32 protein-coding genes and 2 pseudogenes are annotated in these 25,329 nt (G+C 69.1%); 18 read left to right on the forward strand and 16 right to left on the reverse strand.

Annotated elements, in window-relative coordinates; all coding sequences use genetic code 11:
* From V5E28_RS33890 to V5E28_RS33910, 5 genes are all read right to left on the reverse strand, one after another.
* Positions 1-2,342 (reverse strand): DUF4158 domain-containing protein (locus V5E28_RS33890; RefSeq protein WP_336213089.1); only part of this gene is annotated, 2,342 nt, incomplete at its 3' end.
* A gap of 392 nt (positions 2,343-2,734) precedes the next feature.
* Entirely contained in the window at positions 2,735-2,887 is a 153-nt protein-coding gene (locus V5E28_RS33895) for a hypothetical protein (protein WP_336213090.1), read from the reverse strand.
* 532 nt (positions 2,888-3,419) lie between these two features.
* Positions 3,420-3,611: a hypothetical protein gene (locus V5E28_RS33900; protein WP_336213091.1), complete on the reverse strand. Its 192-nt coding sequence runs from the start codon at positions 3,609-3,611 to the stop codon at positions 3,420-3,422.
* Positions 3,612-3,838: 227 nt separating this feature from the next.
* The gene (locus tag V5E28_RS33905) at positions 3,839-6,148 is read right to left on the reverse strand and encodes an ABC transporter permease (RefSeq protein ID WP_336213093.1); all 2,310 of its coding nucleotides are present in this window, start codon (positions 6,146-6,148) and stop codon (positions 3,839-3,841) included.
* The gene (locus tag V5E28_RS33910) at positions 6,145-6,852 is read right to left on the reverse strand and encodes an ABC transporter ATP-binding protein (RefSeq protein ID WP_336213094.1); all 708 of its coding nucleotides are present in this window, start codon (positions 6,850-6,852) and stop codon (positions 6,145-6,147) included. The genes V5E28_RS33905 and V5E28_RS33910 overlap by 4 nt, the downstream gene beginning before the upstream one ends.
* A gap of 139 nt (positions 6,853-6,991) precedes the next feature.
* Between V5E28_RS33910 and V5E28_RS33915 the strand changes: the two genes are divergently transcribed.
* Both V5E28_RS33915 and V5E28_RS33920 read left to right on the forward strand, forming a co-directional pair.
* Positions 6,992-7,819, forward strand: a complete 828-nt coding sequence (locus V5E28_RS33915; RefSeq protein WP_336213096.1) for a sensor histidine kinase — start codon at positions 6,992-6,994, stop codon at positions 7,817-7,819.
* On the forward strand, positions 7,816-8,508 hold the full coding sequence (locus V5E28_RS33920; protein ID WP_336213098.1) for a response regulator transcription factor: 693 nt from the start codon (positions 7,816-7,818) through the stop codon (positions 8,506-8,508). The genes V5E28_RS33915 and V5E28_RS33920 overlap by 4 nt, the downstream gene beginning before the upstream one ends.
* 75 nt (positions 8,509-8,583) lie before the next feature.
* On the opposite strand, the gene V5E28_RS33925 is transcribed toward V5E28_RS33920, so the two are convergent.
* Positions 8,584-8,829, reverse strand: a complete 246-nt coding sequence (locus tag V5E28_RS33925) for a penicillin acylase family protein (protein WP_336213297.1) — start codon at positions 8,827-8,829, stop codon at positions 8,584-8,586.
* 268 nt (positions 8,830-9,097) lie between these two features.
* Between V5E28_RS33925 and V5E28_RS33930 the strand changes: the two genes are divergently transcribed.
* Positions 9,098-9,421: a hypothetical protein gene (locus tag V5E28_RS33930; protein ID WP_336213100.1), complete on the forward strand. Its 324-nt coding sequence runs from the start codon at positions 9,098-9,100 to the stop codon at positions 9,419-9,421.
* A gap of 262 nt (positions 9,422-9,683) precedes the next feature.
* Here the strand turns inward: V5E28_RS33930 and V5E28_RS33935 are convergent, their stop codons facing one another.
* Positions 9,684-10,769, reverse strand: a complete 1,086-nt coding sequence (locus V5E28_RS33935) for a chromate transporter (RefSeq protein ID WP_336213102.1) — start codon at positions 10,767-10,769, stop codon at positions 9,684-9,686.
* Between the two features lie 471 nt (positions 10,770-11,240).
* On the opposite strand from V5E28_RS33935, the gene V5E28_RS33940 reads away from it, so the two are divergent.
* Positions 11,241-11,603, forward strand: coding sequence for a nuclear transport factor 2 family protein (locus V5E28_RS33940; protein ID WP_189143089.1), 363 nt, complete (start codon positions 11,241-11,243; stop codon positions 11,601-11,603).
* Between the two features lie 309 nt (positions 11,604-11,912).
* Positions 11,913-12,278: a hypothetical protein gene (locus V5E28_RS33945; protein ID WP_336213106.1), complete on the forward strand. Its 366-nt coding sequence runs from the start codon at positions 11,913-11,915 to the stop codon at positions 12,276-12,278.
* Between the two features lie 130 nt (positions 12,279-12,408).
* Here the strand turns inward: V5E28_RS33945 and V5E28_RS33950 are convergent, their stop codons facing one another.
* Together V5E28_RS33950 and V5E28_RS33955 are read right to left on the reverse strand one after the other, a co-directional pair.
* On the reverse strand, positions 12,409-13,059 hold the full coding sequence (locus tag V5E28_RS33950) for a 7-cyano-7-deazaguanine synthase (protein WP_336213108.1): 651 nt from the start codon (positions 13,057-13,059) through the stop codon (positions 12,409-12,411).
* Entirely contained in the window at positions 13,056-13,535 is a 480-nt protein-coding gene (locus tag V5E28_RS33955; RefSeq protein ID WP_336213111.1) for a hypothetical protein, read from the reverse strand. The genes V5E28_RS33950 and V5E28_RS33955 overlap by 4 nt, the downstream gene beginning before the upstream one ends.
* A 610-nt stretch (positions 13,536-14,145) precedes the next feature.
* Here V5E28_RS33955 and V5E28_RS33960 point away from each other — a divergent pair.
* From V5E28_RS33960 to V5E28_RS33970, 3 genes are all read left to right on the forward strand, one after another.
* Positions 14,146-14,979, forward strand: a complete 834-nt coding sequence (locus V5E28_RS33960) for an SDR family oxidoreductase (protein ID WP_336213113.1) — start codon at positions 14,146-14,148, stop codon at positions 14,977-14,979.
* Positions 14,980-15,184: 205 nt separating this feature from the next.
* Positions 15,185-15,439: a hypothetical protein gene (locus V5E28_RS33965; RefSeq protein WP_336213114.1), complete on the forward strand. Its 255-nt coding sequence runs from the start codon at positions 15,185-15,187 to the stop codon at positions 15,437-15,439.
* Positions 15,376-15,822 carry a hypothetical protein gene (locus tag V5E28_RS33970; RefSeq protein WP_336213116.1) on the forward strand — a complete coding sequence of 149 codons (447 nt, stop codon included), beginning with the start codon at positions 15,376-15,378 and terminating at the stop codon, positions 15,820-15,822. The genes V5E28_RS33965 and V5E28_RS33970 overlap by 64 nt, the downstream gene beginning before the upstream one ends.
* Here V5E28_RS33970 and V5E28_RS33975 read toward each other — a convergent pair.
* Together V5E28_RS33975 and V5E28_RS33980 are read right to left on the reverse strand one after the other, a co-directional pair.
* Complete coding sequence (locus tag V5E28_RS33975) at positions 15,780-16,103, reverse strand: DUF6461 domain-containing protein (RefSeq protein ID WP_336213118.1); 324 nt, start codon at positions 16,101-16,103, stop codon at positions 15,780-15,782. The genes V5E28_RS33970 and V5E28_RS33975 overlap by 43 nt on opposite strands.
* A gap of 53 nt (positions 16,104-16,156) precedes the next feature.
* Positions 16,157-17,014, reverse strand: coding sequence for a helix-turn-helix transcriptional regulator (locus V5E28_RS33980; RefSeq protein WP_336213119.1), 858 nt, complete (start codon positions 17,012-17,014; stop codon positions 16,157-16,159).
* Between the two features lie 86 nt (positions 17,015-17,100).
* On the opposite strand from V5E28_RS33980, the gene V5E28_RS33985 reads away from it, so the two are divergent.
* From V5E28_RS33985 to V5E28_RS34005, 6 genes and pseudogenes are all read left to right on the forward strand, one after another.
* A complete protein-coding gene (locus tag V5E28_RS33985) occupies positions 17,101-17,883 on the forward strand; it encodes an SDR family NAD(P)-dependent oxidoreductase (RefSeq protein WP_336213121.1) in 783 nt (260 codons plus the stop codon).
* Positions 17,884-18,289: 406 nt separating this feature from the next.
* Positions 18,290-18,460: pseudogene (locus V5E28_RS49710) on the forward strand (integrase core domain-containing protein); the annotation flags it as partial.
* Positions 18,461-18,646: 186 nt separating this feature from the next.
* On the forward strand, positions 18,647-18,937 hold the full coding sequence (locus tag V5E28_RS33990; RefSeq protein WP_442945910.1) for a NucA/NucB deoxyribonuclease domain-containing protein: 291 nt from the start codon (positions 18,647-18,649) through the stop codon (positions 18,935-18,937).
* Between the two features lie 143 nt (positions 18,938-19,080).
* Positions 19,081-19,644: a hypothetical protein gene (locus V5E28_RS33995; protein ID WP_336213125.1), complete on the forward strand. Its 564-nt coding sequence runs from the start codon at positions 19,081-19,083 to the stop codon at positions 19,642-19,644.
* 342 nt (positions 19,645-19,986) lie between these two features.
* On the forward strand, positions 19,987-20,235 hold the full coding sequence (locus V5E28_RS34000) for a hypothetical protein (protein ID WP_336213126.1): 249 nt from the start codon (positions 19,987-19,989) through the stop codon (positions 20,233-20,235).
* A 381-nt stretch (positions 20,236-20,616) separates the two neighbouring features.
* Positions 20,617-21,108, forward strand: coding sequence for an SRPBCC family protein (locus V5E28_RS34005; protein ID WP_336213128.1), 492 nt, complete (start codon positions 20,617-20,619; stop codon positions 21,106-21,108).
* Positions 21,109-21,384: 276 nt separating this feature from the next.
* Here the strand turns inward: V5E28_RS34005 and V5E28_RS34010 are convergent, their stop codons facing one another.
* Genes V5E28_RS34010 through V5E28_RS34020 form a run of 3 tightly spaced genes read right to left on the reverse strand, consistent with a single transcriptional unit; the run spans position 21,385 to position 22,340 of the window.
* Complete coding sequence (locus V5E28_RS34010; protein ID WP_336213129.1) at positions 21,385-21,840, reverse strand: hypothetical protein; 456 nt, start codon at positions 21,838-21,840, stop codon at positions 21,385-21,387.
* Positions 21,837-21,986 (reverse strand): hypothetical protein, encoded by a 150-nt coding sequence (locus V5E28_RS34015; protein ID WP_336213130.1) that lies wholly within the window; start codon positions 21,984-21,986, stop codon positions 21,837-21,839. The genes V5E28_RS34010 and V5E28_RS34015 overlap by 4 nt, the downstream gene beginning before the upstream one ends.
* A gap of 18 nt (positions 21,987-22,004) precedes the next feature.
* Entirely contained in the window at positions 22,005-22,340 is a 336-nt protein-coding gene (locus tag V5E28_RS34020; protein ID WP_336213133.1) for a hypothetical protein, read from the reverse strand.
* 157 nt (positions 22,341-22,497) lie between these two features.
* On the opposite strand from V5E28_RS34020, the pseudogene V5E28_RS49715 reads away from it, so the two are divergent.
* Together V5E28_RS49715 and V5E28_RS34025 are read left to right on the forward strand one after the other, a co-directional pair.
* Positions 22,498-22,584: pseudogene (locus V5E28_RS49715) on the forward strand (helix-turn-helix domain-containing protein); the annotation flags it as partial.
* Positions 22,585-22,708: 124 nt separating this feature from the next.
* The gene (locus V5E28_RS34025; protein ID WP_336213135.1) at positions 22,709-23,578 is read left to right on the forward strand and encodes an MBL fold metallo-hydrolase; all 870 of its coding nucleotides are present in this window, start codon (positions 22,709-22,711) and stop codon (positions 23,576-23,578) included.
* 42 nt (positions 23,579-23,620) lie between these two features.
* On the opposite strand, the gene V5E28_RS34030 is transcribed toward V5E28_RS34025, so the two are convergent.
* On the reverse strand, positions 23,621-24,046 hold the full coding sequence (locus V5E28_RS34030; protein WP_336213136.1) for a Tn3 family transposase: 426 nt from the start codon (positions 24,044-24,046) through the stop codon (positions 23,621-23,623).
* Between V5E28_RS34030 and V5E28_RS34035 the strand changes: the two genes are divergently transcribed.
* Together V5E28_RS34035 and V5E28_RS49720 are read left to right on the forward strand one after the other, a co-directional pair.
* Positions 24,033-24,290, forward strand: a complete 258-nt coding sequence (locus V5E28_RS34035; protein WP_336213137.1) for a site-specific integrase — start codon at positions 24,033-24,035, stop codon at positions 24,288-24,290. The genes V5E28_RS34030 and V5E28_RS34035 overlap by 14 nt on opposite strands.
* An 82-nt stretch (positions 24,291-24,372) precedes the next feature.
* Positions 24,373-24,720 carry a hypothetical protein gene (locus V5E28_RS49720; RefSeq protein WP_442945915.1) on the forward strand — a complete coding sequence of 116 codons (348 nt, stop codon included), beginning with the start codon at positions 24,373-24,375 and terminating at the stop codon, positions 24,718-24,720.
* On the opposite strand, the gene V5E28_RS34040 is transcribed toward V5E28_RS49720, so the two are convergent.
* Positions 24,684-25,253: a TetR/AcrR family transcriptional regulator gene (locus tag V5E28_RS34040; RefSeq protein WP_336213139.1), complete on the reverse strand. Its 570-nt coding sequence runs from the start codon at positions 25,251-25,253 to the stop codon at positions 24,684-24,686. The genes V5E28_RS49720 and V5E28_RS34040 overlap by 37 nt on opposite strands.
* Between the last annotated feature and the right edge of the window lie 76 nt (positions 25,254-25,329).

The following is a 25,329-nucleotide window of genomic DNA, read 5'->3' on the forward strand; positions in this document are numbered from 1 at the left end:
GTGACGAGGACTTCCGGCAGTTTCGCTGCGCCGAAGCCGAAGAACAAGTCGATGGCGTGCAGGCAGTCTCGGTCGGTTCCTGCGACGATTTTATGCGCGATGCCGAACGCTCGATCATTGATCATGTTCAGGAACGTCATACCGCGTTTCGGGCCAAAGAATTTGCGGTTGGGTTTGGCCATCAGGGAGGGGACGGGCACGACGAAGCGCATGCCGTCGATCGCGGCGACCATCCCGCCGCCCAGCGCCTGGGCGAAGCCGATGGCGGCCTGGGCCTCGATCAGGTGCGGGTTGGCCGCGGTGTAGCCGGCGGCGCGCAGGTAGGTGCGGCCGGCGTGCCCGATCCGGCGCCGGTCCAGCGCGGGTACGCCGGGGCTGGAGACCGGCCCGTATCCGATGTTGAGGGCTTGGCTGGTCAGGCAGGCCGCCACGGTGACGTTCAGGTCCGCCATCCGGCTCGTCCCGCCGGACAGGGCGGTCAGCGAGGGAAGGAACTGCGATACCCAGCCCATCACCTCCAGGACCTGGTCCCCGATGTCGATGCGGGGCAGCATGGCCGCCACCCGCTTGCGCAGATCGATCAGCGACGGCGGCTCCTTGATCGCCTTGTTGCTGGCGAGGTGGATCTTCCCCTGCCCGTCCACCCGCACGTCGCTGTTGGCCACCAGGCGTCCGCCGACGTAGCGCAGGGCCCCATCCAGGGCAGTGACGTGGGCGGCCAGCAGCGCGTCGGGATCCTCGGGCAGGTCCAAAGTGGTCAGCACATCGGTCTTGACCGCCTCCCACACCGCGCCGTCCAGCAGCCGGGCCTGCGGGTCGCGGTAGCGGGTGGAGGCTTCGGCGTAGATGTCGCGGTGTTTCAGATGACGGCAGAACAGCTCTAGCAGGCAGAAAATGTAGGCGCCGCGCTCCACCGACCCGTCGGTGCCAGCCGGATGGCCGAACACCAGGTGCTTCCACGGGCCGGTCACCACCTGCGGGTGGATACGCGGGTTCTTGACGCTCCAGCGCGCCTCGGTGCCCAACTGCTCGCCCAGCGCCATCATCGCCGCCAGCACCGGGGCACCCCGGGCGTTCGCGCCGAAGGTGATCGTGGTCGTGAGCATTCGGCACAGCCCCACCACGGTGGAGGCCCTCTTGGCCAGTTCGGCCCGCCAGTCGCCCTCAGGTACCGCCTCGGGCGGCGGCAGCATCCCGGTCACGGTGGCCACCGCGGCCCGGACCTGCTCGCGGGCGATCCGCGCCTCGATCGCCTCCCACACCTCCGCGACCCGGACCTGGTCCTCCTCACCCCACGTCCGGGCCTCCAGCAGCACCTGGGCCACCACCGCCAGCACCGCCGAGGCCTTGGCCAGCCGCGGGTGCTTCTTGACGACCCCCTTGTCGGCCTCGGTCCGGGCCTTGCCGGCCAGCTCGGTCGCCCACAGCAGCTCCAGCAACTCCAGGGCGTCGTCGGTGGCGGTGGCCTCCAGCTGCGTCACCGTCGCCACCAGCGTGGCCAGCCTCCGGCTGTCGCGGTGCCGCTTGAGCTGGGCCACATCGGCGCCCATCCCGTACCGAGCGAGCTCGGCCAGCCGCCGCGGCGTCACCGTGACATCCAGCTTCACCCGTGACAGGCCCGAGGCGATGATCTCAGCGACCCGGCTGAGCGCTTTGATCATCTGCGGGCCTGAGGCCCGCGCCGGACCGGTGCGCCATTCCTCCAATTGGGAGATCCGCTTCCCCGCCGGCACCACCAGCAGCGCGTCCAGCTCGCGGCGCTGCTGCTCGCTCAGCGCCGCACACAACGTCTCCCACAGCCGCCGGGTCGCCGCCTCCCGCTCTCGCGCCACCAGCCGGGCCAGCCGCGACAGTCCCGGCAGCAGCACCTGCTGCTCGCGCAGCCACCGCAGCGCATCGAAGAAGATCGCTTTGGGCCCGTCCCCGGTGATCCACGCCCGCCGGGCCACGTACTCTGCCAGCTCGGCCTCCGCCTCGGTGAAGTCCCTCAAGCCCAGCGCTTCCTGGATCGTCCCGGCATGCTCACGATGGGTGGGCTCGCGCCGGGCATACCGCTTGACGCACGAAGGGTCGGCCACCCCAAGCTGCCCGGCCAGAAAGTCGATGACCTCGGTCGGCACCCCCTGCAGCGGATCGCTCAGGAACCGGCCGAGATGACGCACGGTGGTGAGTTGGATGCTGAACCCGAGGCGGTTGTGATCACCCCTCAGCTTCGCCTTCGCCATCAGCCGGCGGTCGGCGTCGTCGAGGTAGAAGAACGCCTCAAGATCTGCCTGCGACACCGAGGCGCTGTAGCTGCCGTAGGCAGCCGCTTCCTGATCACTGAGGAACTCGACCGGCATGACCCGCACCATAAAACCCAAGTTCCACGAGCCGTACGGTAAGCGACCATACCGTTACGTAGGGTTCATGCACTCGTTTTATGACCCCAAGGTTGATCTTGTCCGTTACCGAGGACTTCCGGACACGAAGATCACCATCACCAGGCGTCACCCACCAGCAGATCCACCCCGAAACCATGGTCACAGGTGAGCTGCGCCGGAACGGGAACGGACGCTAACGACCCCGCACGGGCCCCGTTCGGCCCCTGCCCTGGCCTGCGGGAAGGCGCTTACCGTACGAAACGGTTCCGTTGCAGGTCCACCCCCGCTTCGCCTGCGGGCGCTCCATCTTGATCTGCTCCTTCGGATCGGCTGGTGAACGCTTGTCCGAGGAGGCTGAAAGGAAAAGTGGGTCAGCCTGCTGCGGCCTTCTGGGCGGTTGCCGCTTGGGCTTGCGTCTTGGCCAGCCGAGAGGAGCTGGTGCCGGTCTCGATGATGTTGCCGCCGTAGGTGAGCCGGTCGACGATAGCGGCGCAGAGCCGAAGCCCGGCTCCTGCGGCTTCCATGATGGCGCCAAGGCGCTGGCGGGGGAGGGGCTACACCAGCCACCTGCATTTGGCCAGGGCGTCGTTAATTGATCTGGGCCGCGAGTCCGGCGTCCGGTCAATCGACGGGGGTGTCGCGCGGGGCGATTCTCCTCGCGGGCTGCGGTGTTGGACCGCATCGATGGTGATCGAGCCGAGGGTTCATTATAAATCTACATTGTAAAGGGCGTGGGTAGTGAAAATTCCACTGATCCAACAAGAAAGACGCGGGCTTCGCCCGCACATCAACCAAGACCCGCAGCTCTGCTGGCAAGATCGGGTGTGGACCTGCAACGGAACCGATTCGTACGGCTTTAGGGTCTGCACAGTGGCAGGCGCCGGATCATGCGGGTTCCGGAGGCGCCGTGGGCGGTGTGCAGGGTGCCGTCATGGACCTCGCAATCTGGCGGGCGATTGGCAGGCCCAGGCCGCTGCCGGCCGGTCGCCTTGGGCTTGTCGAAGAGGCTGCGGGCCGGTCGATCCCATCTCTCGGGATGTCGCGGTGGGGCAACACCTACCTGATCCGCTCCACGGTGTGGTCGTCCAGCCGATGCGGAGCGCGCTGTGTCGGCTCCAAAGTCCGCAACTGCTCGAGGTTGGCGCCCAATTGCTCCAGCACGAACGCGGTCATCATGTCCACGTCGCTCACCGGCCGCCACTCGGGCTCGCCCCGGCCGTCCCTGTCGCCACCATCACCACGCGCCATGCCACAGATCGTCCCAAACCGGCACCAGTCGCCCACCGCAACCTTCGCCACATCGAGACCCGGTGCCGCCTCCCGCACGTGGAGCCGTCTTGTGGGTCCGAAGCCTCCGGCCCGCCTGAAGATCCGAAGTCCGTACAGGCTCTAGTACTGGAACGTACTGCCGTACTCGGTTTGAGCTTCAGGTTGTTGTCAGGTACAGCCCGGCGGCCCGCACAGCGGTGCCGGTGCTACTCGTTGTGGAGGACGGTGGCAATGGTGAGGCGGGCGGCGGCTCGGGCCGGGATGAGCGCGCCGAGGACGGCGATGGCCACGCCCGCCGCAGCCAGGAGGGCGAGTTGCGGCGGCTGCCAGACGTCCTTCATAAATTCGGGGAACACCACGATGCCGACGTTGTCCACGAGCAGGCGGTGCGCGGCGATCCCGCAGGGAATGCCGATGAAGGCGCCGGCCAGACCGAGCGCCGCCATCGACGTCACGGTCATGGTGGTGACCTGGCGGGGGGTCATGCCGATGGATTTGAGCATGCCGAGGTCGCGGCGGCGTTCGCGGGTGTTGAGCAGGACGGTGTTGAAGACGCCCAGCGCCGCCACCACGATGATGAGCGTGGTGAAGACCGAGGCGAGCCCCACGACGGTGGTGGTGGTGAGGGAGTCGGGGACCGCGACGAAGGGGTAGAGACCGGGGTCGGCCGCTTTGACGGCCCTGGCGTAGGCCTCTGGGTCGGCGTCCGGGGTGAGCTGCACCTCGTAGTGGTCGGCACTGGTCTGCGGGGCCAGCATGGCGAGGGTCTGCCAGGAGGACCACAGGAAGCGGACGTCGCCGTTCATGAGCTGGCCCACGATGGTGGCGCGGGCCTGCTGGCCGTTCAGCTGCAGGGTCACCTGGTCGCCGACCGTCAGGCCGCGCTGGGTCAGGAACGGCGGCGGGGCGACGATCTCGCCCGGCCCTTCCACCCAGCGGCCTTGGACGACCTGGGGCGCCAACGTGGAGGGGCCGCCCCGCTGGAAGTTGATGTCGCTGCGCTGGGCGTGGCCCGCCAGGTGCACTTCGACGAACACTTGGGCGGTCACCGTGCCGGCTCCCGGCAGTGAGCGGAGCAGCGCTTCGATGCGCTCGTCACTGAGCGTGGGGGCGGTCTGCTGGAAGGCGGGCTGGCCGGCGCGCACGACCACCCGGGAGGCCGAGCTCTGCTCGGCCTCGGCGAAGGCGAGCATGGTGCTGGTCAGGCCGGTGGTGAGGGTGACGGTCGTGACTCCGAGGACGATCGCCGCCAAGGTCATCATGGTACGGCCGGGTCGGGCCAGCGGCTGGCCCAGCCCGAGGCTGACCGGGCGGGGAAGCCAGGAGCCGCCGAGCCACCGCTGGGCGGCCAGGGCGCGGCCCCGGGCAGATGCGCTGCCGGCGCTGATCGCCCGGGCGGCCGGCAGCCGATGGGCGCGCAGCGCGGGCACCAGCGCTGCCAAAAGGACGAGCACGAGTATGCCGGCCGGCGCGGCGACCGGCACCCAGGGGCTTATCCCGACGTCGGCGGCGCCGTTCTCGACGCCCTGGAATGCGGCGCGCAGCACGGGCCCGGCCAGCACGCTGCCCAGGAGCGCGCCCAGGACGCTGCCGGCGACGGCGGGCACGGACACCATCGTGAGGTAGACGACGACGACCTGGTTGGGGGTGAAGCCCACGGCCTTGAGCACGCCGATGTGTCGGGAGCCGGACACGACCGCGCCGCTGACGACGTTGGCCACGATCAGGACGGCGACGAGCAGGCTCAGAGCGCTGAAGAGCGTCATGAAGAGCAGGTACGCGTCGGCCGAGCTGGCGTAGGCGTGGCGCAGCGCGAGATGGGACTGGGCGACGGTCAGCGCTCCGGCGGGCAGCCCGGCGGTGGCCGCTTCCAGGGCGGCGCGCACCTCCTGCTCGGTGTCGTGGCCGGTGAACCGGTAGAGCATCTGCATGCTGCCGGGGCGCAGGGCGGCGGCCTGCTGGGGGGTGACCCAGGCGTCGGCGGACTGGCTCATGCTTGAGGCGAAGCCGACGACGGTGAGCGGCGGCAGGCCGGGGGCCTGCAGTCGGGAGCCGAGCGCGCCGGGCCGGGGCGGGGCGCCGGCGTCGCGCAGGTTGAGGACGATCTCGCCGGGGGCGGTGGCCCAGCGTCCTTGCAGGGGCCGGATGCGGTCGACGGGGTCCGTGAGCTCGGCCCGGCCCGCGATCTTGAGGGGGCCTTCGGCCTCGGGGATGTCTGTGGTTCGGGGAAAGGTGATCAGGGCCTGGTCGAAGGGGCCGGACGCGGCCTCGACGCCGGGCCGGTCGCGGGTTGCGGCCAGTTGCTGCCTCGACACCTTCGCGGTGTCGAAGACCGCCACCGCGTGGGCGCCGTTCTGCTGGTCGAAGGCCCGGTCGAACGGGGCGGTGGCGGCGTCGAGCAGTCCCAGGGCCAGCATGGTGGTGATGGTGCCGGACAGCACGACCAGGGCGGTGATGACGGTCTGCAGTCGCCGGCGGCGTACGGCCGCGCGGGCGGCGCGCCATACGGCGCTCATCCGGCTCCCTCCAGCGTGCTCTGCCGGGCGATGCGGCCGTCGGCGAGTTCGACCAGGCGGCTGGCGCAGCGGGTGGCGAGGTGCGGGTCGTGGGTGACGATCAGCAGGGTCTGGCCGATCTGGTTGAGGTCGATGAGCAGGTCCATCACCTGCTCGCCGGAGCGGCTGTCCAGCGCGCCGGTCGGCTCGTCGGCCAGGAGCAGGGCCGGGCGGTTCATCAGGGCGCGGGCCACGGCCACGCGCTGCCGTTCGCCGCCGCTGAGCGTGGCCGGGTAGGCGTCCTTGCGGGCGGCGATGCCGAGCTCGTCGAGCAGTTCGAGGGCGCGTCTGCGGGCCTGGCGGGCGGAGGCGCCGACGAGCTGCGCGGGCAGCGCGACGTTGTCCAGCGCCGGCAGGTCGTCGATGAGGTTGAAGAACTGGAAGATCATGCCGATGTGGCGGCGCCGGAACAGCGCCAGCCCGGTCTCGTCGAGCCCGTCCAGGTCCTGGCCGTCGACCTGGATCGTGCCCGCCGTCGGGCGGTCCAGGCCGGCGATCATGTTGAGCAGGGTCGACTTGCCGCAGCCGGACGGCCCCATCACGGCGACGGCTTCCCCGGCGTGGATCCGCAGGTCCAGGCCGTTCAGTGCTGTGGTCGCGCCGTACTCCTTGCGCACGCCGTCCAGTCGTACGACGGGCTGGGCGGTTCGGTCATCACTGTTCACCCGGAGAACCGTAGGACAGGCGCGCGGGTGACGGCATCGGCCCTCGGGACCAACCTGACGGCGCTGTCGTACTACAGGTGTACGGCTGTAGGACCCCGGTCTGATGCGCCGCCGGTCGGCATCTGGGAGATTGAAGGCCGTGTGGGATTCGGGGGCCGGCTGGATGCTGGTGGCGTTGGTGGCGGCCTGCGCCGTGGCGGGGTGGCTGGGTATGGCGCTGGTGCGTGCGCGCCGCCGCCACCGGCGGGCGCTGGAGGAGCGCGGCTGGCTGCTGGAGCGCGAGCGGGAGAGCGCGGCCCGCGCCGCGGTGGAGGGCGAGCGTTCGCGCATCGCCCGTGAGCTGCACGACATCGTCAGCCACAACGTGAGCTTGATGGTGGTGCAGGCCGGGGCGGCCCGGGAGGTGCTGTCGACGATGCCCCAGGAGGCGGAGCAAGCGCTCAGGGCGGTCGAGGACGCGGGCCGGGGCGCGATGACCGAGCTGCGTCACCTGCTGGGGCTGCTCGCGCCGTCACAGAGCGGCGACGACGAGCCGTACGGGGGCGACCTGGCGCCGCAGCCGGGCCTGGGCAGGCTGAGCGCGCTGGTCGACCGGTTCGCCTTCGCTGGTCTGCCCGTCGACGTGCGCATCTCGGGGACGCCGCGGCCGCTGCCCGCCGGGATCGACGTCACCGCGTACCGGATCATCCAGGAGGCGCTCACCAACGCGCTCAAGCACGGCAGCGGCATGACGGCGCAGGTGACGGTCCGCTACGCCGAGCACTACCTGCGGGTGGAGGTGCTCAACAACGGGCCGAGCGTCCTGACCGGCGGCGCGTCGGCCCCCGGCGACCGGCGGGACGGCGCGGGCCGCGGGCTGGTGGGCCTGGGCGAGCGGGTGGCCGTCTACGGCGGCGACCTCGACGCCCGGCGCCGGCTGGGCGGCGGCTACCGCGTACGGGCGCGCATCCCGCTGGACCGGCCGTGAGCGCGGCGGAGGCGGCGCCGCGGGTGCTCATCGCCGATGACCAGGCACTGGTGCGAGGCGGCTTCCGGCTGATCCTGACCACCCGCGGCATCCCCGTGGTGGGCGAGGCCTCCGACGGGGCGGAGGCCGTCGCGGCGGCGCGCAAACTGCGCCCCGACGTGGTGCTGATGGACATCCGCATGCCCAACATGGACGGCCTGGAAGCTGCCCGGCGGATCCTGCTGGAGCAGCCGGACTGCCGGGTGATCATGCTGACCACGTTCGACCTCGACCGTTACGTCTACGCCGCGCTGTCGCTGGGGGCCAGCGGCTTCCTGCTGAAGGACGTGACCCCCGAGCACCTGGCCGCCGCCGTGCGCCTGGTCAGCACTGGCGACGCGCTGCTGGCTCCCTCCATTACCCGCCGCCTGGTCGAGCGCTACGCCGACGTGCGGCCCGCCCCCACCCCAGCCGCCCCGGCCGCCGCGCACCGCGAACTGGTCGGGCTGACGCCTCGAGAGCTGGAGGTGCTGAGACTCCTGGGACGGGGGCTGTCCAACACCGAACTGGCCGAAGCCCTGATCCTCAGCGAGTCGACCGTCAAGACGCATATCGGCCGCATCTTCACCAAGCTCGGGCTGCGAGACCGGGCGCAGGCGGTCGTGCTCGCCTACGAGACGGGGCTGGTCTCGCCGGGTGAGAGCGGGTAGGAGCCTGCGCCGGTCCGGTGGTGCTCTTGCGTCCGGGGCATCCGCGGCCCGACGCCGTCCCACGCGCACCTTCGGTCAGCCGCGCGCCGTGGTGGTGCGCAGCTTCGGGTTGGAGTTGATCTCATCTTCGGTGAACCTCGCGTTGACCCACTTCTTGTGGGAGTAGAGCTCGGTCTGGTCGACGTGATGGGGTGAAGCTGGGTTGGCCGACTGCGAGTAGGTGAGGATCGTACAGGCGCGGGGCCCCTGCGCGGTCAGCTCGACGGCCATGATGAAGCTGGAGCCGTTCGCGATCTCGGGATAGCGGCCGCCCGGCCGCAGCGGGCCGGAGGGCTCGACGAGGCCAGCGCCGAAGCGGCCGTTTGCGCCTCACAGCCGGTTCGCGGCGCATGCTTGGCCTGGCCGGCGTCTTCAGTGGCTCAGGCCAGTGCGGCGGCCAGCAGGAAGATCGCGGTTCCGTGCGCGAAGGCGGCGGCGATGACGCCGCTGCGCATTCGAAGGAAGGCGCAGATCAGCCCCTCGTACAGGGTGAAGGCCAGCAGTGGCCAGCCGACATCGGTGACCGTCGAGGCCAGAAAGACTGGGATGCGTGGCCGCCCTGCACACCGACCGGCCCGGCCTGCACCGGCTGCTGTTCGACCAAGCCCCCCGCATGCCCGGCCTGGTCACCCGCTTCCGCCAAGCCGAACAGCAGATCGCCCAAGCGCTGGCTGGTGAACTGTGCCGTCTGGGAGCCGGCGGCCCTGATCCGGAGCTGAGCGCGCTGCTGGCCGTCCAAGGCATCGAGGCACAACTCCACGGCGCCCTGCTCGACCCCCCGGCCGGCCGCGACGCCACCGGCCACGTGCACGCAGTGATCCGCCTCTGGCAGCAAGCCTTGGCCGAGCCCGGCGAGCTGGGTGACGTTCAGTAGCGACCGTCACGTGAAGCTACTTGGGGCTGGCATCAGGCTCGCAAGAGCCCCGATCACCGCCGTTCTGGCCGCCGCCTGAGCTCCCGGTAGCGCCAAAAGCCGATCCGATCCTCCGAAGGCCCACCGTACGGATGGGCCCTGGCGGCTTCATCGGTGCTCATGCCCTGCCACCCTCTATGCCCTGTCCCGTGGCCCTTGGGTGGGCGCGGCCGATCTCTACCATCTCGCACTCCCGCGACGGTTCCCAGCGGCGGGGCCGACCTTACGGCAGCAGGATCGTGCCGATGCCGAGCAAGGCGCAGATGCCGAGGATGCGCAGCATCGGCCACTTCAGCACGAACGTCATCACGAGCGCGGCCACCGTGATGCCGAGGGCGACGGGGCTGAGCGTGCCCAGGTCGGGGAGCGGGATGTTGAACGGGCCCCACGCCCAGATGAAGGTGCGCCCGAACAGGGTGTGCTCGGCGAAGTAGAGCGCCAGGTTGGCGATGACGCCGACCACGGAGGCGGTGATGCCGGTCAGGGCGGCGCTGATGGCCGCGTTGTGCCGCAGCCGCTCGACGTAGGGGGCGCCGAGGAAGATGAACAGGAAGCACGGCACGAACGTCACCCAGGTAGTCAGCAACGCCCCCAGCAGCGCGCCGGCCCACGGGGCCAGGACCCCGGGGTCGCGGTAGGCGCCGAGGAAGGCGACGAACTGCACCACCATGATGAGCGGGCCGGGGGTGGTCTCGGCCAGGGCCAGACCGCGCACCATCTCGCCCGGGCTGAGCCAGCCGTAGACCTCCACGGCCCGCTGGGCGACGAACGCCAGCACCGCGTAGGCGCCGCCGAAGGTGACCAACGCGGTGCCGGAGAAGAACAACCCCTGGGTGGTGAACACGCTGTCGGTGCCGAGGAAGAGCGCCACCGCGGCCACCGGCAGCCACCAGGCGACCAGCCCCACGGCGAGCATCTTGCCCGCCGAGCGCCAGCTCGGCTGGGCGTGGTGCAGGGCGTCATCAGGGATCAGCGGGGCCGGGCCGCCGTCGCCGCCGTGCCCGTTACCCTTCGTCAACACCTGCGGGGCCAGCTGGTGCACCGCCCAGCCGATGACGGCGCCGACGGCGATCACGATGGGGAACGGCACCCCGAACAGGGCCAGCGCGGCGAAGGCGGCCACCGCCACGGCGACGAACAGTGGGTGGGTCGTCAGCGATCGCTTGGCGACCCGGATGACGGCCTGGGCCACGATGGCCAGCACCGCCGGGGCGATCCCGGCGAACAGAGCGGTCACCACACCGGTGTCCTGCCACAGCACGTACACCGCCGACAGGGCCAGCAGCGCGAGCCCGGCCCCGGCTCGCACAACAGCGCGTCGGCCAGCTCGAACAACGCATCAGCCCGCGACTTCAGACAGGCGTAGACGTCGTTCCGGAAGCGGGACAACACTCTCGAGGACTCGACATAGGCGGCATCGTTCAGCAGACTCACCCTCACGGCCTTGTTGTGATCAGTAGCGACTCGACACCGCACATGATCACCAAGGCCGTCTTGCTGTCCGCGAAACGATCAACTACCGCTCAACACAACGATCCGGACGATAAAGAACAAGCTAAGAGGGTGTCTCTGATCCTCGACCGTCGCGAATCACAGAAGACGCGAACTCGCGACGGTCTGATTTTCCGGGCCGCCGCGCACCACTTCAACGGCCTGTCGGGAAGCCTTCTAAACCCGACACCCACTCACCGACGATCGGAGTCCCTGGATCGGACTGCGAAGATCAGCCGAGCGTGAACATCCTGGCGCGGATACGGCGCTGGCTGGGAGGGTGGACCTCATGATGGAGGACTTGCGGGACGCCGAGCGCCGACTCCAGGCCGCGCAGCTTGCTGGAGATGTCGAGGCGCTGGATCGGCTGCTGGATGATCGGCTGATCTTTACCTTCGGTGCGAACGTTGCGACCAAGGCGGACGACCTGGAGCTGCACCGCACTCGGGCGCAGGTGGTGACGAGAGTGGCCGAGGAGGAGTTGACCGTGCTCGCCGATGGGCGCACCGGGGTGACGTGGTTTCTCGGCACCGTCGAAGGGACCGTCTCCGGTGCGCCGTTCGCGGCCAGGATGCGCTACACCCGTACTTGGCTATACGGCGAGACGCACGGCTGGCGAATCATCGCCGTGCACGCCAGCACGACCGATTGACATAGCCGACACGTTGTCCGACGACCGGCCAGCTGGATGGTCGCCGGCGAGGTTTGACCGCCCCCGGGGGGCGGGCCGACGCTGGAAGCCAGGCTATCCCGGCAAGATCAAGGACTGGATCTTGGTATCCCAGCTCCGGCCCATGCACGAAAGGATCAAAGCCAGAGGGATCAGAGACACCCTCTTAGCTTGTTCTTTATCGTCCGGATCGTTGTGTTGAGCGGTAGTTGATCGTTTCGCGGACAGCAAGACGGCCTTGGTGATCATGTGCGGTGTCGAGTCGCTACTGATCACAACAAGGCCGTGAGGGTGAGTCTGCTGAACGATGCCGCCTATGTCGAGTCCTCGAGAGTGTTGTCCCGCTTCCGGAACGACGTCTACGCCTGTCTGAAGTCGCGGGCTGATGCGTTGTTCGAGCTGGCCGACGCGCTGTTGTGCGAGCCGGGGCCGGTGCACTCGCCGGTGGATTTGACCTTGTCGCCGGAGTACCGGCGCGGCCGGTTTCGGAACCTGCGTCCCGCACTCGCCCAACCGGCCCGTGCACCCAAACCCTCCAGGCCCGGCCCCGGACGCCCACCCGGCATCCCCAACCGCCGGCCCGCACCCCGCTACGACGTCGGCAAAACCGTCAAACGCGGCCGGACCCTGGCTGCCCTACAACAATCCGGAGGATAAAGAACAAGCTAAGCCTTCACGCCCGTCTCCCAGAACCAGAAGGCGCAGGAGGGGTCTGCGCACGGTGATCGGGTGGGCGGGGATTGTCGGGCGGCTGGATGCCGACGCGGGCGAGCTCGGCCCAGAACTCTTAGGCGCGGCGGTCGGGGTAGGTGCCATCGGTCATGGTCGCCAGATAGTAGGAGTGCACGCGCTCCCACCGCCACGGCGGGTTGTCGAACGGCGCGTGGATGTCGTTGTTGACCAGGCTGATCCACCGGCGCAGACAGCTGGAGCACTGCCCGCAATGGCGGCGCACCCCGTCGAAGCGGCTGCAGGAGAAGGTGAGCAGCAGATCATCGGCGGGCAGCCCCTGGCCCAGGTACCAGGCGACGATGTCGGTCTTGGTCATCTCCCAGAACGGGCTGTCCACGGTGATGGCGCGGCCGGCCATGCGCGACAGGAAGGCCGACATGTCCGCGAACGCCTGCGGGCTTTTGTCCAGCGTGTGGTCGCCGCGTACGCCGACGCACCAGACGGTGTCGCCGCGCTGGGCGGCCAGCATGGCCAGATGCGCGTTCCGGAACGGAATGATCGCATCCTCGCCTTCCCGCGCGCCCAGCGTAAGCTCCTTGCTGATCTCGACGTCGATGCCGCACCGCTCGGCGAGCTCGGCCAGAGCCTGCCGCTCCTGATCGCGGTAGCGGTGCCCAAGATCGCAATACAGTGCGTGCGGCCGGTTCAGGTAGTACCAGGCGGGGAAGCTGTCCAGACCGGCCGACAGCAGCAGGATGTCCGTCATCGTGCGAAAGCTCCTTCCTCGGTGGACAGGGTGGGCAGGGCGGACAGGCTGGTCAGCAGATGGCGCTCGATCTCCGCGGCTACGTCGTCCAAGGGGCGCAGCCCCGCCGCCACCGTGGTGATGCCCCCGACCGGGGCAGCTCCGGCCGCTCCGGCTCCTTCCGGGGCTGGCGCTGCCGAGCAGTTCAGGGCGGCCGCCAGACGCCGATAGGCGGCATCGAACCCCGGCAGGAACATCAGCCGCTCCACCGACGCGGCATCCCCGCCGCCGTAGCCGCGGCCGACGGCACGCTCGCGGGCCAGTGGCCACGGCACATCCAGAAGGAACGCCTGATGCGGATGCAGGAACCACGGCCGCACCACGGCCAGCAGCACCTCCCACAGCCGGTCGACCGCGATACCGAGCGGGGGATGCTCCTCCAGCACGGCCAGCGCGTAGGCGAGCTTGCCGTACACGCCGTGATCGAGGATCAGCACGACGTACTGGCCTGCTTCGGCCGGTAGTGCAGGCGATGCTGGTCGGCCTCTCGGCACAGCCGCAGCAGCACATCGACGCTGGCATGGTGCGGCGCACGGTAACCGCCTACCCCGTCCCGGGACCGCAGCGGACGATCGTCCAACAGGGCGCCCAACTCCGCGATGACACCACGCCGACGGCCGTAGTGGCCTGGCGCTCGGGTCCGTGCCACCAGACGCAAAGTAGCTGTGAGTAACCGGGAGCTCCTGGGCGGGTTGACATAAGGTCCCTATCGAGCACCGCGACCTGGCGGAACGACCTCTAGAGCGTTATCGCGCCGGACTTATCCCGCCCTGTTCGAACCGTAACCCTCCAAGGCGCGGGTCGAGCGACGGAGGGGTTCATGCCGTCACTGTGCGGGTTGTTGTTCTGGTCGTCGGGATCACCGGCCCATCACCGGTGGCAATCCTCCTGGTGGGCGGGTGGCGCGTAGACGCAGGCGTCCAGTGTGGGCCGCCCGGGCTCGGGCGTTCGAGTCAGTCGCCTGACTAACGAGCGCACTTCCATCTGTGCTAGGTTCATTTCAAGCAAGTAAGTCAGTTAGATAACTAACTAACAAAGGAAATTGTCGTGATCGTTGTCACCGGAGCCACCGGCAATGTCGGCCGCACGCTCGTCCGCACCCTCGCCGAGCAGGGCCACGAGGTGACCGCAGCCTCCCGCCGCATCACCGAACGCGACGTGCCGCTCGGCATCCGCGCGGTCGCCGCCGACCTCTCCCAGCCCTCCACCGGCCTGCCCGCTGCGGCGGATGCGGTCTTTCTGCTCGTCGGCGGGGACCTGATGATGGCCGGCGACCCCGCTCAGGTCGTCGCTCCGTTCGCGGACTACGGGAAGATCGTCCTACTCTCTTCTCAGGGAGTGGCCACCCGCCCGGACTCCTTGTCCCACGGACAGGCCTTCGCCGCCTTCGAGCAGGCCGTCATGGCATCCGGCACCGACTGGACCATCCTGCGCCCCGGCGGCTTCGCCTCCAACGCCTACGCCTGGACCTCCTCCATCAAGGCGACCCGCACGATCGCCGCGCCCTTCGGCCAGATCGGCCTCCCCGTCATCGACCCCGACGACATCGCCGCCGTGGCCGCCGCAACCCTGACGCAGCCGGGCCACACGAAGGCGATTTACGAGCTGACCGGCCCCATGTCGGCCACCCCACGCCAGCGCGCGGCCGCCATTGGGGACGCCATCGGTGAGCCGGTCACCTTCCTCGACCAGACCCGGGAAGAGGCCCGCGCCCAGATGCTCACGTTCATGCCCGCCCCGGTGGCCGACACCACCCTCGACATTCTCGGCACCCCCACCGTCCGCGAACAGACCGTCAGCCCCGACGTCGAAAAGATCCTCGGCCGTGCTCCCGCCACCTTCGCCGACTGGGCCAAGCGCAACGCCGCGGCCTTCCGCTGATGCCATGGCCCTTCCGAGGCCTTGGGTGTCGGCGATCACCTTATTGAGCCGAAGAGCATGATCGACTTTGCCGACTTGAGCCGGATCGGGGAACCTCAATCGCCTACGTGAGCCAGGTCACGACGCGTGTGTGTCGTCTGGACTTGGTCCGTCCAGTCCATGATCCTTTTGGTAGTCCATCAAGGGCTCGCCGAAGGGGGCGATCATGGCGCGGAAGGCATTCCACGTGGTCGACATCGCAGAGATCCTGATGCATTGGCACGCCGGCCGTTCCGTCAGAGAGATCGCCAACCGCCTGGACGTGGCACGTAACACCGTGGCCAGGTACCTGGCTCCGGCGATCGCTGAGGGCATCACGCCCAGCGATGATCCCCTCAGCGCGGCGGAATTGGCCGAGTGGACCCAGCTTGGTTTCCCGCCCTGCGTGACACCAAGCTGCGGCGAACGACCTGGCCGCTGATCGAACCGCACCGCGGCACCCTCACCCTCAACGTCGAGGACCTCGACCTGGAGTTCCGCCGCGCCCGTGTCGTCTCCAAGGGCGACGCCATCGCATACGTGCACTGGGCCACCCCCACCGCCCGGCTGCTGCCCCGCCTGCTGGCCGACCGCACCACCGGGCCGCTGTTCCTGGCCGACCGGCGCGCTCCTTCCTCCGGCCCGCGCACGCCCGCGGCCGCCGACATCGACCCGACCACCGGACGGGGGCGGCTGTCCTACCCACGCGCCGAATACCTGTTCAAGACCGCCTCAACCCAACTCGACCCGCACCGGCCGGGCTGGACCCTGCACCAGCTTCGTCAAGCCGTGATCACGATGCCGTCGGCGGCGTGGTGGAAGTAGTTGCAAGCGTAGTCATGTCGTAAGACAGACACCACGTCGGTGTCGGCCGACAGCCGCGCCAGTGTCGGGTCGTCCGTCGCCGACCAGCCGGACGGTTCCACCGCCGCGCACCCGTCGCCGGTGGCGACCACTCCGACATAGCCACCCCCGTCACCGCCCTCGGTCGCCATCGTGAAGTCGGAGACCGCCAGCTCGAGGTCGGCGAAGCTCATCTCCGTGCTCGTGCGGGCGCCGAACCGGCGCAGCACCTCGGCCGGGTCGAGCCCGCGTAGCAAGGTCACGCAGTAGATCTCGCCGAGTAGGTGAAGAGGGGCATCCGTCGTGTCCGGCTCCGTCAGAGTGACCTGCTCGCCTTGACGTACTCGGTTCCAAGGACGTTCAGAAGAGCCAGGGCTTCGGCGCCAGGGGATCCTGGCGGTGCGCTGTAGAGAACGAGGTGCTGGTCGCGGTCGGTGAGCGTGAGCGAGTCGCAGTCGACGGTGATCTCCCTGACGACCGGGTGACGGAACGTCTTCGTGAGCGTCGGCGCAGCGTGCACGTCGTGCCGCTCCCAGAGCCGGGCGAAGTCGGGGCTGGCGTCGCGGAGCTCGTCGACGAGTTCGGTCACAGCGGGGTCATACGGGTACCGAGCGAGGGTGGACCGGAGCCCCATGACGACGTGGTGCCGGAACTCCGCGGCGTCGGAGACGCCGTACAGCGTCGCATCGGCACCCGGCGATGCGAGGAATGCCCGGCGCGCGAGATTGCGGTCCTTGGGGGCGAGCTCGGCGAAGTCCTCCATGAGCGCGGCCGCGAGGCCGTTCCACGCGAGCACCTCGAACGCGGCCGATGTCACGAAAGCGGCCGTCTGCGGCAACCGCTCGATGAGCGCGAGGATGCTCGGGCGGACGTCGCGCCGATGCAGTCCGGTACGGCTCGGCGCCGTGCCCGCCAGGACGTGGAGGTGGTCGGACTCGGCGTCGGTGAGCCGCAGCGCGCCGGCGATCCCGGCGAGGACCTCGGCCGACGGGCGCGGCGCCCTGCCCTGCTCGAGCCGGACGTAGTACTCCGTGGAGATGTGCGCGAGGACCGCGACCTCCTCGCGGCGAAGACCCGGTGTCCGGCGTCGCGGGCCGGGGGGCAGGCCGACGTCCTGTGGCCGGAATCGCTCACGACGGCTGCGGAGGAACGCCCCGAGTTCCTGTTGGTCCATACCCCCAGTGTGCACGTTGTGCGTCGATGGAGCCTGGTACCGTCTGTGCCTGCATCCGGCCTGGTGACCGGCCTGACACTGGCGTCATGACGAACAACTTCGACATCGCACCCATCGGCCTGCTCACCGGCAAGGTGGTGTTCATCACCGGCGCCAGCCGGGGCATCGGGGCGGCCGCGGCCCGGCTCTTCGCCCGCGAGGGTGCCGCCGTCGTGCTCGCCGCCCGCAGCACCGACGCCCTGCAGCGGATCGCCACCGAGATCCGCGCCGACGGCGGCGTCGCCGACGCCGTCCCCCTGGACCTCGCCGACCGGGCGAGCATCCGCGCGGCCCTCGACCACGTCGAGGAGCTGCACGGACGGCTCGACGGCGCGTTCAACAACGGCGCGGTGATCCAGCAGCCCGGCCCGCTCCACACCACGAGCGACGAGGACATCGACGAGCAGTTCGCCGTGAACTTCCGCGCCCACTGGACCGCCATGACCGCCGAGGCCGCACTCATGCGACGTAACGGCGGCGGGGCGATCGTCAACACCTCGAGCATCGGCAGCCGCCGCGCGAACCCCGCCCTCCCCGCATACGGCGCTATGAAGCGTGCGCTCAACAGCATCACCGAGACCGCCGCGGTGAGCTGGGCCCGTGACGGCATCCGGGTTAACGGCATCACTCCCGGCGGCACCGCCACGGAGATGATTGACGCGTGGGAGGCGGCGACCCCCGGCATCGTCGAGCACATCAACGCATCGATCCCGCTCGGCCGGATGGCCGAGCCCCACGAGGTCGCCGAGGTGGCAGCGTGGCTGCTCAGCGACCGGGCATCGATGGTAACCGGCGCGATCGTGCCGGTGGATGGCGGCGCGGGCGCCTGAAAGGGAGAACCCGGGCACGCCGTCGTTCGTAACCCCGAGCCGGCCCGGCTCAGTGCTGTCGGAGCGACCCGCCCTGTCGGGAGAGCTTCGAGCGAGCCGCCACAGCCAGCTGGTCAAGACGCTGGATGAGCAGGTTGAAGCGTTCCGGACGCGCGCGTCACCCATCGTGGCCTGCGGTAACGCTCTACTTTGCCCCTGGTGACACGGACCCGAGTGCCGGGCCATGGGGCCGACCCAGTCCTTGCCGCGGCAGGTGGGATCGGGCAACTCCGTCACCCCGGTGTCGCGCAGGTAGCGGTTGTAGCCGGCGACATAGCCGTCGACCAGGTCGCGCACGCAACCCGCAGCCAGGGTCATACCGCAGGCCTACGTCGGTGAGCCTGTGGCATGACACGCCGCCGAATCGTTCAACTCCACCCTCAAGGTCGAATACGTCCACCGGCACCGCTTCGCAACGCGGGCCGAAGCCCGCCTGAAGATCGCCACCTGGATTGCCGACTTCGACAACATCCGCCGCCGGCACAGCGCCGCCGACGGGCTACCCCCGCTCGTCTACGAACGGCAGACAACCGGGTGAAGGCCCGCCCGCCGATCAGGTGGCTACTGGGCAACGAACTGTCCAAGACCATCTCGGGCAACTACGCGGCGGCGCCCATCACCATCCAGGGCTCGACGCTGTGGAGGGGACCGAAGGGCGGCGACCGAAAGAATCGGGCGGTTCTCGGGATTCCCGTTCAAGGTAGAGGCGGACAGCAATTATTCGTTGCAGACAAAGGCCAACTCCTGCAAGTACTACACCGATGGCGTGTACGAGGAGCACGGCTGGGGTGCGCGTGAGACGCAGTGCGACGAGTATCCTTTCGCCTCCACCCAGGACGGGGCGGCCAAGGACATGCTCAACTACTCGGTCCAGGCAGTTCGCTACAGCCACAACAGACTGCACGGCACCGCGTTGCAGATGTTCTACGGTTACTACCGGCTGCTCAACTACGATCCGGTCAACACTCTCACCAAGACCAGCGACAGTCCATTCTGGGTTAAGACTGTCGACTGACGATTAGCAGATGAGGACGGGGTTGCACGGCCCGGTGCCGTGCAACCCCGTCGTCACGAGAGGAGGACATACGGTGGCACCTGATTTCAGGAGGACCTCCCGGCGGAGAACCAGTGGGCCCTGTTGGCCGAGTACGGACAGGGTTGGAGAACGCATTTCACGCCCTCTGGGTCGAGGGTGCCGATCCGGAGGAACTGGCTCTGCTGTTCGGGGTCGATCCGGAGTCACACGTGGAGTGCGGCCTGGACACCCTGGAGAAGGTATACAGCGGCCACCCGCAGATGGGGATCTGGATCGGCCCACACGCCCCCGGCTGGACCCACCTCTTCGTTTTCGACCTGTTCGCGCACCTTCCCTCGATCCCCAATCTCGGAAAGCGGCGGGTATTCGAAATCAACTACACAGGGGAAGTGGGCCCGGGGCTCGAGCCGCTGTACCTTCATTACGACGGTGAGGTGCTCGGCGACGTCACTCCGCCGCAGGAGCCGGGTGAACCCGTTGACCTACCCGAATACCAGCCTCTGACGGAAGGACTGGAACTCGGCGGACACGACACGTACGACGAGGATCTGCACAGCTATTTCTGCCTGATGGGCCGCATCACAGGCCGTTTCATCGACCGGGAATGGTGGATGGAGACCCGCACCTTCTACCGCATTCTCGCGCAGGTCAAGCCATACGACGGCCCCTTCTCGTCCGGCCCGTGATCCGACACGCCCCGCTTATCGCGGGTCAGGATCACGGCGCCGTACGGGTATGGAGCGGGCGGGAGACGCGGCCAGAACCGGTAGCGGGGGAGCGTCCGCCGATTTTCGCGCTTCCAGGAATTTACGCCCGACAATGGGCTGCCTTCAGCACCTGGTGTCTCGAGCACGGCCGCATCGCGCCGCCCGCCACCACGCACACCCTGGCTGAATGCACCTCGAAGCTGTGCGAGGCCGGCCAGCATCGAGCAGCATCGAGCAGGCCGCCGCCGTGCGCACCATGCACCGCCTGGCCGGGCACACGGGACGCCCGAAACCGAGTCCGCCCGCCTGGCTCGGCGCGCCATGGTCAGCGCCCGCGACCTGAACACGGCGATCAGGCGCCGCGACCGGCTGCTGCTCGTGCTCGGCCTGGCCCTGATGGGCCGGCGCAGCGAGCTCGTCGCCCTCACCCGGGAGGACGTGCGCGAAGTCGCCGACGGCCTCGAGGTGACCATCCGCACCTCCAAGACCGTGCTCAGCCACTACCGCCAGGCCAAGATCGAAGACCCTGACGGAGACCTCGGCGACTTCCCGGGCCTTGAGCAATATTAAGACGCCGCAGCCTGGGGCAAGGCTCAATTGGCCGCCGGTGGCGAACCGGAGCACGTCGCGGCCGCAGTCGAGGCCACCACCAAGTTCTACGCACCCGACCCGGCCTGACATTCCTACTGCGGTGGGCTGACCGGCGCCCTCGGCGCTCGCACCCACGATGAGAATTACGAATCGCCAGGCGGAGAGCCGCCCCCACACTGCGTAAGCTCATCAATGCGTACCGAGATCGCACAGTGAACGCATCCTCTGGCACCCAACCGCAGACCACACGTCCGCCCCTTACTTTACGGACACAGAATGCAGTGCCCTCAGCCGAGGAGTACGACGAGCAGTACAAAAGCACGTTGTCCCACACCTAGAAGGAAAAGAATGATGCGCCCCATGAAATACACCGTCTCCATCGAGATCGCCCTGCCGCGGGAGAAGGTGGGCCAGCTGCTCGCCGACCCGGCACACCTGCCGAAATGGCTGCGAGGCATGGTGCTGCACGAGCCGCTGAGCGGGGAGCACGGGCAGCTCGGCACCAAGTCGCGGGTCGTGATGCAGATGGGCCAGCGGAAGATCGAGGGCACCGAGACCATTACACGCCGGGAACCGGCAGATTTGCGCGAGATCCCGAAAACGAGCGTCTTTCACTTCGACCGCGAGATCGTCGGCGAGGGCATGTGGAGCGCCGTGCGCGACCGGCTGACCGAAGCCGGCCCGGAAACGACGCTCTGGGAGAGCGAGAACGAATACCGGTTCAGCGGCTTTCTGATGAAGCTGGTGGGACTTCTGATGCCCGGCGCCTTCCGCAAGCAGTCGCAACAGCACATGCAGGACTTCAAGGCGTTCGCCGAGCAGGGAAAGGACGTCCGCGAAGCGACGGACTGATCTGCCGTAAACTGGTCAGGCGTCTGACGGCGTGGCGTGTGATCTTCCCTCCGTTCGTAGATGACCGCTCTAGGGCAAGCTCCACCGGCGCTGTCTGGAGATGACCGTTGCCGAAGGCGGCGAGGCCGGCGCTGCGGCGCGCGAAACGCTCCGCAGCCATCCAGGCATCCGTCCGGAGTGGCTGGCAATCCGGGCCGCGCTCACCCGGCCGGGCCGGCCGCTGTAGCTCAGCCTGCCTCGGGGCCGCGAGCCACCAAGCGATCGCCCAGACCTGGTTCAGCGGCGGCTGTCTCCGGGCGCGAGCAGACTCGTCACCTCGGCGGACGGCTTGAAGTACCGCCGGGCGTTTTCCGCCTTATTGTGCCTCGACTTCGCCATCAGCATCGGAAGGCTGACGCCGTGCTCGCCGAGGTGGGTGAGTCCCGAGTGCCGGAACTCGTGCAGGTCCCAGCCTGTACCCGGGCCGTGGACGGCGGTGTGCTCGTCCAGCAGCGCGGGCCTGACCGTACGACAGCCGGGCCGGCCCGGTGTCCGGGCACACGTCCGGCTGCTGAGCACCTTGCCGGGACCGGGGCGGCGGTGGGTGACGAAGACGGGCCCGCGGGTACGGCCTCTGAGCAACCGTGGCAGCAGCCGGGCGGTGCCGGCGTCCCAGTACACCGGCTCCAGCACGAAGTCCTCACGTGCCACGCCGCGTCGGCGGGTCTTGGCCTGCGCGCCCTTGGCTTTCACCAGCGCGCGACGGCCGGCGAAGTCGGGTCCTCGATGTTCAGCGGCAGGATCTCCTCCGCCCCCGCGACGGTCTCGTACAGCATCCGGTAGAAGCACTTCTCCCGCAGGTGCACCTCGCGTCGGGCGATCAGCCGGTCGATCGCCATCTTCGAGCGGGCCGGGGTCTACGAATCCGGCGGGGTGAGCCGCTTGGCCCAGGGGACCGCCGGCGCCTCGTAGCCGCGCTCGGTGCACCACTCGAGCCAGGACAGCACGGACGCCCGGCGGGCGTTCCAGGTGTTCACCGCCGAGCTGCCCCACAGCACTTCCAGGGCCTCGCCGATCTCGTCGTCGGCCACCACCGCCAGCGGGCGGGCCTCGCCGAGGCGGTCGGCGATCTTGCCGACCCCGATCGCGTAGTTGCGGACGGTGTTCGGGTTGGCGAGCGCGTCGAGGAAGGAGTCGGCGGCGCCGCGGACGGTGAGCGCCTTCCCCGCGGGCAACTGAACGACGGTCGGCACGCTCCCCCCTTACCCACAGATAACGGGGCCGCTTCCAGGACCGATCAAGGCTTAGCGCCGGTTTTCGTTCCGATGTTCCTCAACCCCCGATTGCTGCACTGTTCTCGACGTTCACTCTCGCGATCATGTCTCAAAATCCGCGTTTTGAAACTATGTTTCACTACCTCAGATCGCCGACCGGCTCGGCGTCAGCCGCGCGACCATCTACCGCCGCCTCGATCCCGACAAGCCGGTCCCGGCGTAGGAGGCACAGTGCTGCCCCCGATCACCTACTCGCACAGACCGGACCCCGCGAGCGCAGCACGTTCAAGAGCCGGCGGTGGGGGCGAGTCACCACCCCGTGTGCAAGGCATGGAAGGATCACGGCCATGTCCCTCAGCGTTCCCCGCCTCCGGATCGGCTCGACCGAGATCATTGCCCTCGCCGACGGCGAGGGCCCGTTCTTCTCCCCGCGCGCCGAGGCCTTCCCCGAGGCCACGGCCGCTCAGTGGGCAGAGGCCGACCGCTACGACCCGGGCGCGGTCGACGCCGAGGGCCGCTGGCGGCTCCAGTTCCGCGCGTACGCGATCCGCAGCGACAAGGGCCTCACCATCGTGGACGCCGGGATCGGCCCGGCGGACAGCCCGGCCCGCTCGTGGGCGCCCGTGCCCGGTACGCTCCCCGAATCGCTCGCCGCCGCGGGCATCGACCCGGCCGAGGTCGACACCGTGGTGCTCACGCATCTGCACACCGACCACGTCGGATGGGCGGTCGTGACCGAGGCGGCCGTCCCATCAGCGGGCGGCGCGGTGGGCGGCGCCCCTGCGCCCGGCAGCGCGACCAGCGGTCGTCGCCCTTACTTCCCGAACGCCGAATACCTGCTCCAGCGGGCCGAGTTCGACGCCCTCGACGCGCTCAACCCGCAGCTACGCGAGACCCTCACCGATCCTCTCGTGGCGGCCGGTCGGCTCCGGCTCCTCGACGGGGACACGCAGCTACGCGCCGGGCGCACGGTCGCCACGCCCGGTCACACGCCCGGGCACCAGAGCGTGCTGGTCGGCGACGGGCGCGAGCTGGCGCTCGTCACCGGCGACCTCCTGGTGCACGCGCTCCAACTGCTCCACCCCGAGCTCGCCTACTCGCACGAGATCGACCCTGAGGCGGCCAGGCACTCAAGGAAGCGCATGCTCGACCGCGAAACCGCCACCACGCTGCATCTGGCGACGCCGCATCTGACGGAGCCGTTCATCTCGGCGTGATCACGGCGGTGTCCGCGCGCATGGGGCAACGGCGATCGTGAACTACTCCGGTCCCCCCGGCTGCACAGCGCCCGGGCCTCCGCCCAACGGCAGACGCTTGGCGACGTCCAGCCGTTCCTCGCCGTAGGGGGACGTGCTGCCAGAACAGGGGGTCAGTCCGCGGCGGTCGGCGGGTTTGAGTAGCTTGGCCCACTCGCGATCGGCGAGGACGTCCTGCAGCATCAGCGTGTTGATGTACACGAGCGCGGCCTGCAGGATGCGCAGGCACAAGACGCTCATCTCCAGCTCCTCGCGCCGGTTGGTGGCGATGTCGCCGCCCTTTACGGCTGTCCAGGAAAGCGGCATCGGCATCGGCGGAGCGTCCGCCCGGCTCGAGATCGGCGGCACCGCGGTCTTCGTCAAACGTGTGCCACTCACCGAGCCCGAACTCGCGGGATCGCGGAAGGGCGGCAGGATGGATTCGGTCATCGTCAAGCAGCTCGGCCGCGCCCACCCGCTCGTGGCGCACCTGAACGACTTCCTCACTGACCTGGCCAACGCAGGCGCCTCCCCGCACACCCGGCGCGCCTACCGAGGCGACCTGATCGCCTTCGCCGCCCACCACGGTGAGGAGATCGGCGCGCTGACCGCCGCCGGATCGACACCGTCAAGGTGCCCAAGACGCTGCCCCGCCCCGCCGCGGCGGCCGACGTCACCAAGGTCCTGGCCGTGATCTGCGCCTGGCGGCCGCGTAAGCCGCCGCACGTGTCGAGATCGACATCCACCAGCTGCGCCACGCCCACGCCACCGAACTCATCAACGCTGGGGGCTCCATCGAGGCCGTCCGCCGCCGCCTCGGCCACGCCTCCGCCGAGACCACCCAGCTGTACGCGCTGCTGGACGACAAGGTCGCCGACGCCGCGATCAAGCGATCCACTGACCGACAAACCGCTCAGGGCCATCGCACCCTCTTGCATCATCAGCACAGGTCAGAGATGGGTTCGTTGGATTATCCGCGATTGCTACCGGGACCCCATCCGCCGAGTTGTCAGATAACCGGGATACGAAGCGCGCTCGCCGACGGCGGTCGACAGGTAGCGGCTGTTCCACAGCGCGACGGACTGGATCAGGCGAGCAACCGGTCGACCAACCCGTCGAGGTAGTCAGGGGTGAGCGGGCCCGCGCCGAACAGGACGCGCATGTAGATCGGCGCCAGGAGGTGGTCCAGCACCTCCAGTACGTCAGGCGGGCCCTCGCCGCGGTCGCGGGCGCGGTCGAGCATGGCCTGCAACTGCCTGGTGCGTTCGGCCAGGAGTTCGTCGCGCGCCTGAAGGCCCTGCTGACCCTCGCCTGACAGCGCGATGGTCAGCCGCACCAGCGCCAGGCCGTCGGGTCCGGTGACCTCGCGGGCCACGTTGGCGGCGTGGGTCCGCAGGTCGCCGGCCAGGCTGCCGGTGTCAGGCATCGGCGACTGCGCGTTGAGCCGGGTCAGCAGCACATCGCTGAGCAGGGCTTGGAGGTTGCCCCACCGGCGGTAGAGGCTGGTGTCGGCCACGCCCGCGCGGGCCGCGATGTCGCCGACGGTGAAGTTTCCGTAGCCGCGCTCCCTGACCAGCTCGGTAACGGCCTGGTGCACTGCCGCGCGGACCCGGGCGCTGCGCCCGCCGGGCCGCCTGGCCCGCCCCTGCTCATCCATACCCCCACCTTAACGCAGTCGAGACTTGCGTTAGAGCTTATGAGGGTCTATGTTAACGCAGTCATTAACTGCTTTT

The organism is Nonomuraea sp. LPB2021202275-12-8 (assembly GCF_037044575.1).
In the GTDB taxonomy this organism is placed as follows: Bacteria; Actinomycetota; Actinomycetes; order Streptosporangiales; family Streptosporangiaceae; genus Nonomuraea.

What these genes read in the sequence shown, in the direction of transcription:
- V5E28_RS33895 (WP_336213090.1), bottom strand. Translation starts at nt 2,887, where the DNA reads ATGGAAGCCGCAGGAGCCGGGCTTCGGCTCTGCGCCGCTATCGTCGAC.
- V5E28_RS33900 (WP_336213091.1), bottom strand. Translation starts at nt 3,611, where the DNA reads ATGGCGCGTGGTGATGGTGGCGACAGGGACGGCCGGGGCGAGCCCGAG.
- V5E28_RS33905 (WP_336213093.1), bottom strand. Translation starts at nt 6,148, where the DNA reads ATGAGCGCCGTATGGCGCGCCGCCCGCGCGGCCGTACGCCGCCGGCGA.
- V5E28_RS33940 (WP_189143089.1), top strand. Translation starts at nt 11,241, where the DNA reads ATGATGGAGGACTTGCGGGACGCCGAGCGCCGACTCCAGGCCGCGCAG.
- V5E28_RS33950 (WP_336213108.1), bottom strand. Translation starts at nt 13,059, where the DNA reads ATGACGGACATCCTGCTGCTGTCGGCCGGTCTGGACAGCTTCCCCGCC.
- V5E28_RS33965 (WP_336213114.1), top strand. Translation starts at nt 15,185, where the DNA reads ATGGCGCGGAAGGCATTCCACGTGGTCGACATCGCAGAGATCCTGATG.
- V5E28_RS33980 (WP_336213119.1), bottom strand. Translation starts at nt 17,014, where the DNA reads ATGGACCAACAGGAACTCGGGGCGTTCCTCCGCAGCCGTCGTGAGCGA.
- V5E28_RS33985 (WP_336213121.1), top strand. Translation starts at nt 17,101, where the DNA reads ATGACGAACAACTTCGACATCGCACCCATCGGCCTGCTCACCGGCAAG.
- V5E28_RS34000 (WP_336213126.1), top strand. Translation starts at nt 19,987, where the DNA reads ATGGTCAGCGCCCGCGACCTGAACACGGCGATCAGGCGCCGCGACCGG.
- V5E28_RS34005 (WP_336213128.1), top strand. Translation starts at nt 20,617, where the DNA reads ATGAAATACACCGTCTCCATCGAGATCGCCCTGCCGCGGGAGAAGGTG.
- V5E28_RS34015 (WP_336213130.1), bottom strand. Translation starts at nt 21,986, where the DNA reads ATGGCGATCGACCGGCTGATCGCCCGACGCGAGGTGCACCTGCGGGAG.
- V5E28_RS34025 (WP_336213135.1), top strand. Translation starts at nt 22,709, where the DNA reads ATGTCCCTCAGCGTTCCCCGCCTCCGGATCGGCTCGACCGAGATCATT.
- V5E28_RS34035 (WP_336213137.1), top strand. Translation starts at nt 24,033, where the DNA reads ATGGATTCGGTCATCGTCAAGCAGCTCGGCCGCGCCCACCCGCTCGTG.
- V5E28_RS34030 (WP_336213136.1), bottom strand. Translation starts at nt 24,046, where the DNA reads ATGACCGAATCCATCCTGCCGCCCTTCCGCGATCCCGCGAGTTCGGGC.
- V5E28_RS34040 (WP_336213139.1), bottom strand. Translation starts at nt 25,253, where the DNA reads ATGGATGAGCAGGGGCGGGCCAGGCGGCCCGGCGGGCGCAGCGCCCGG.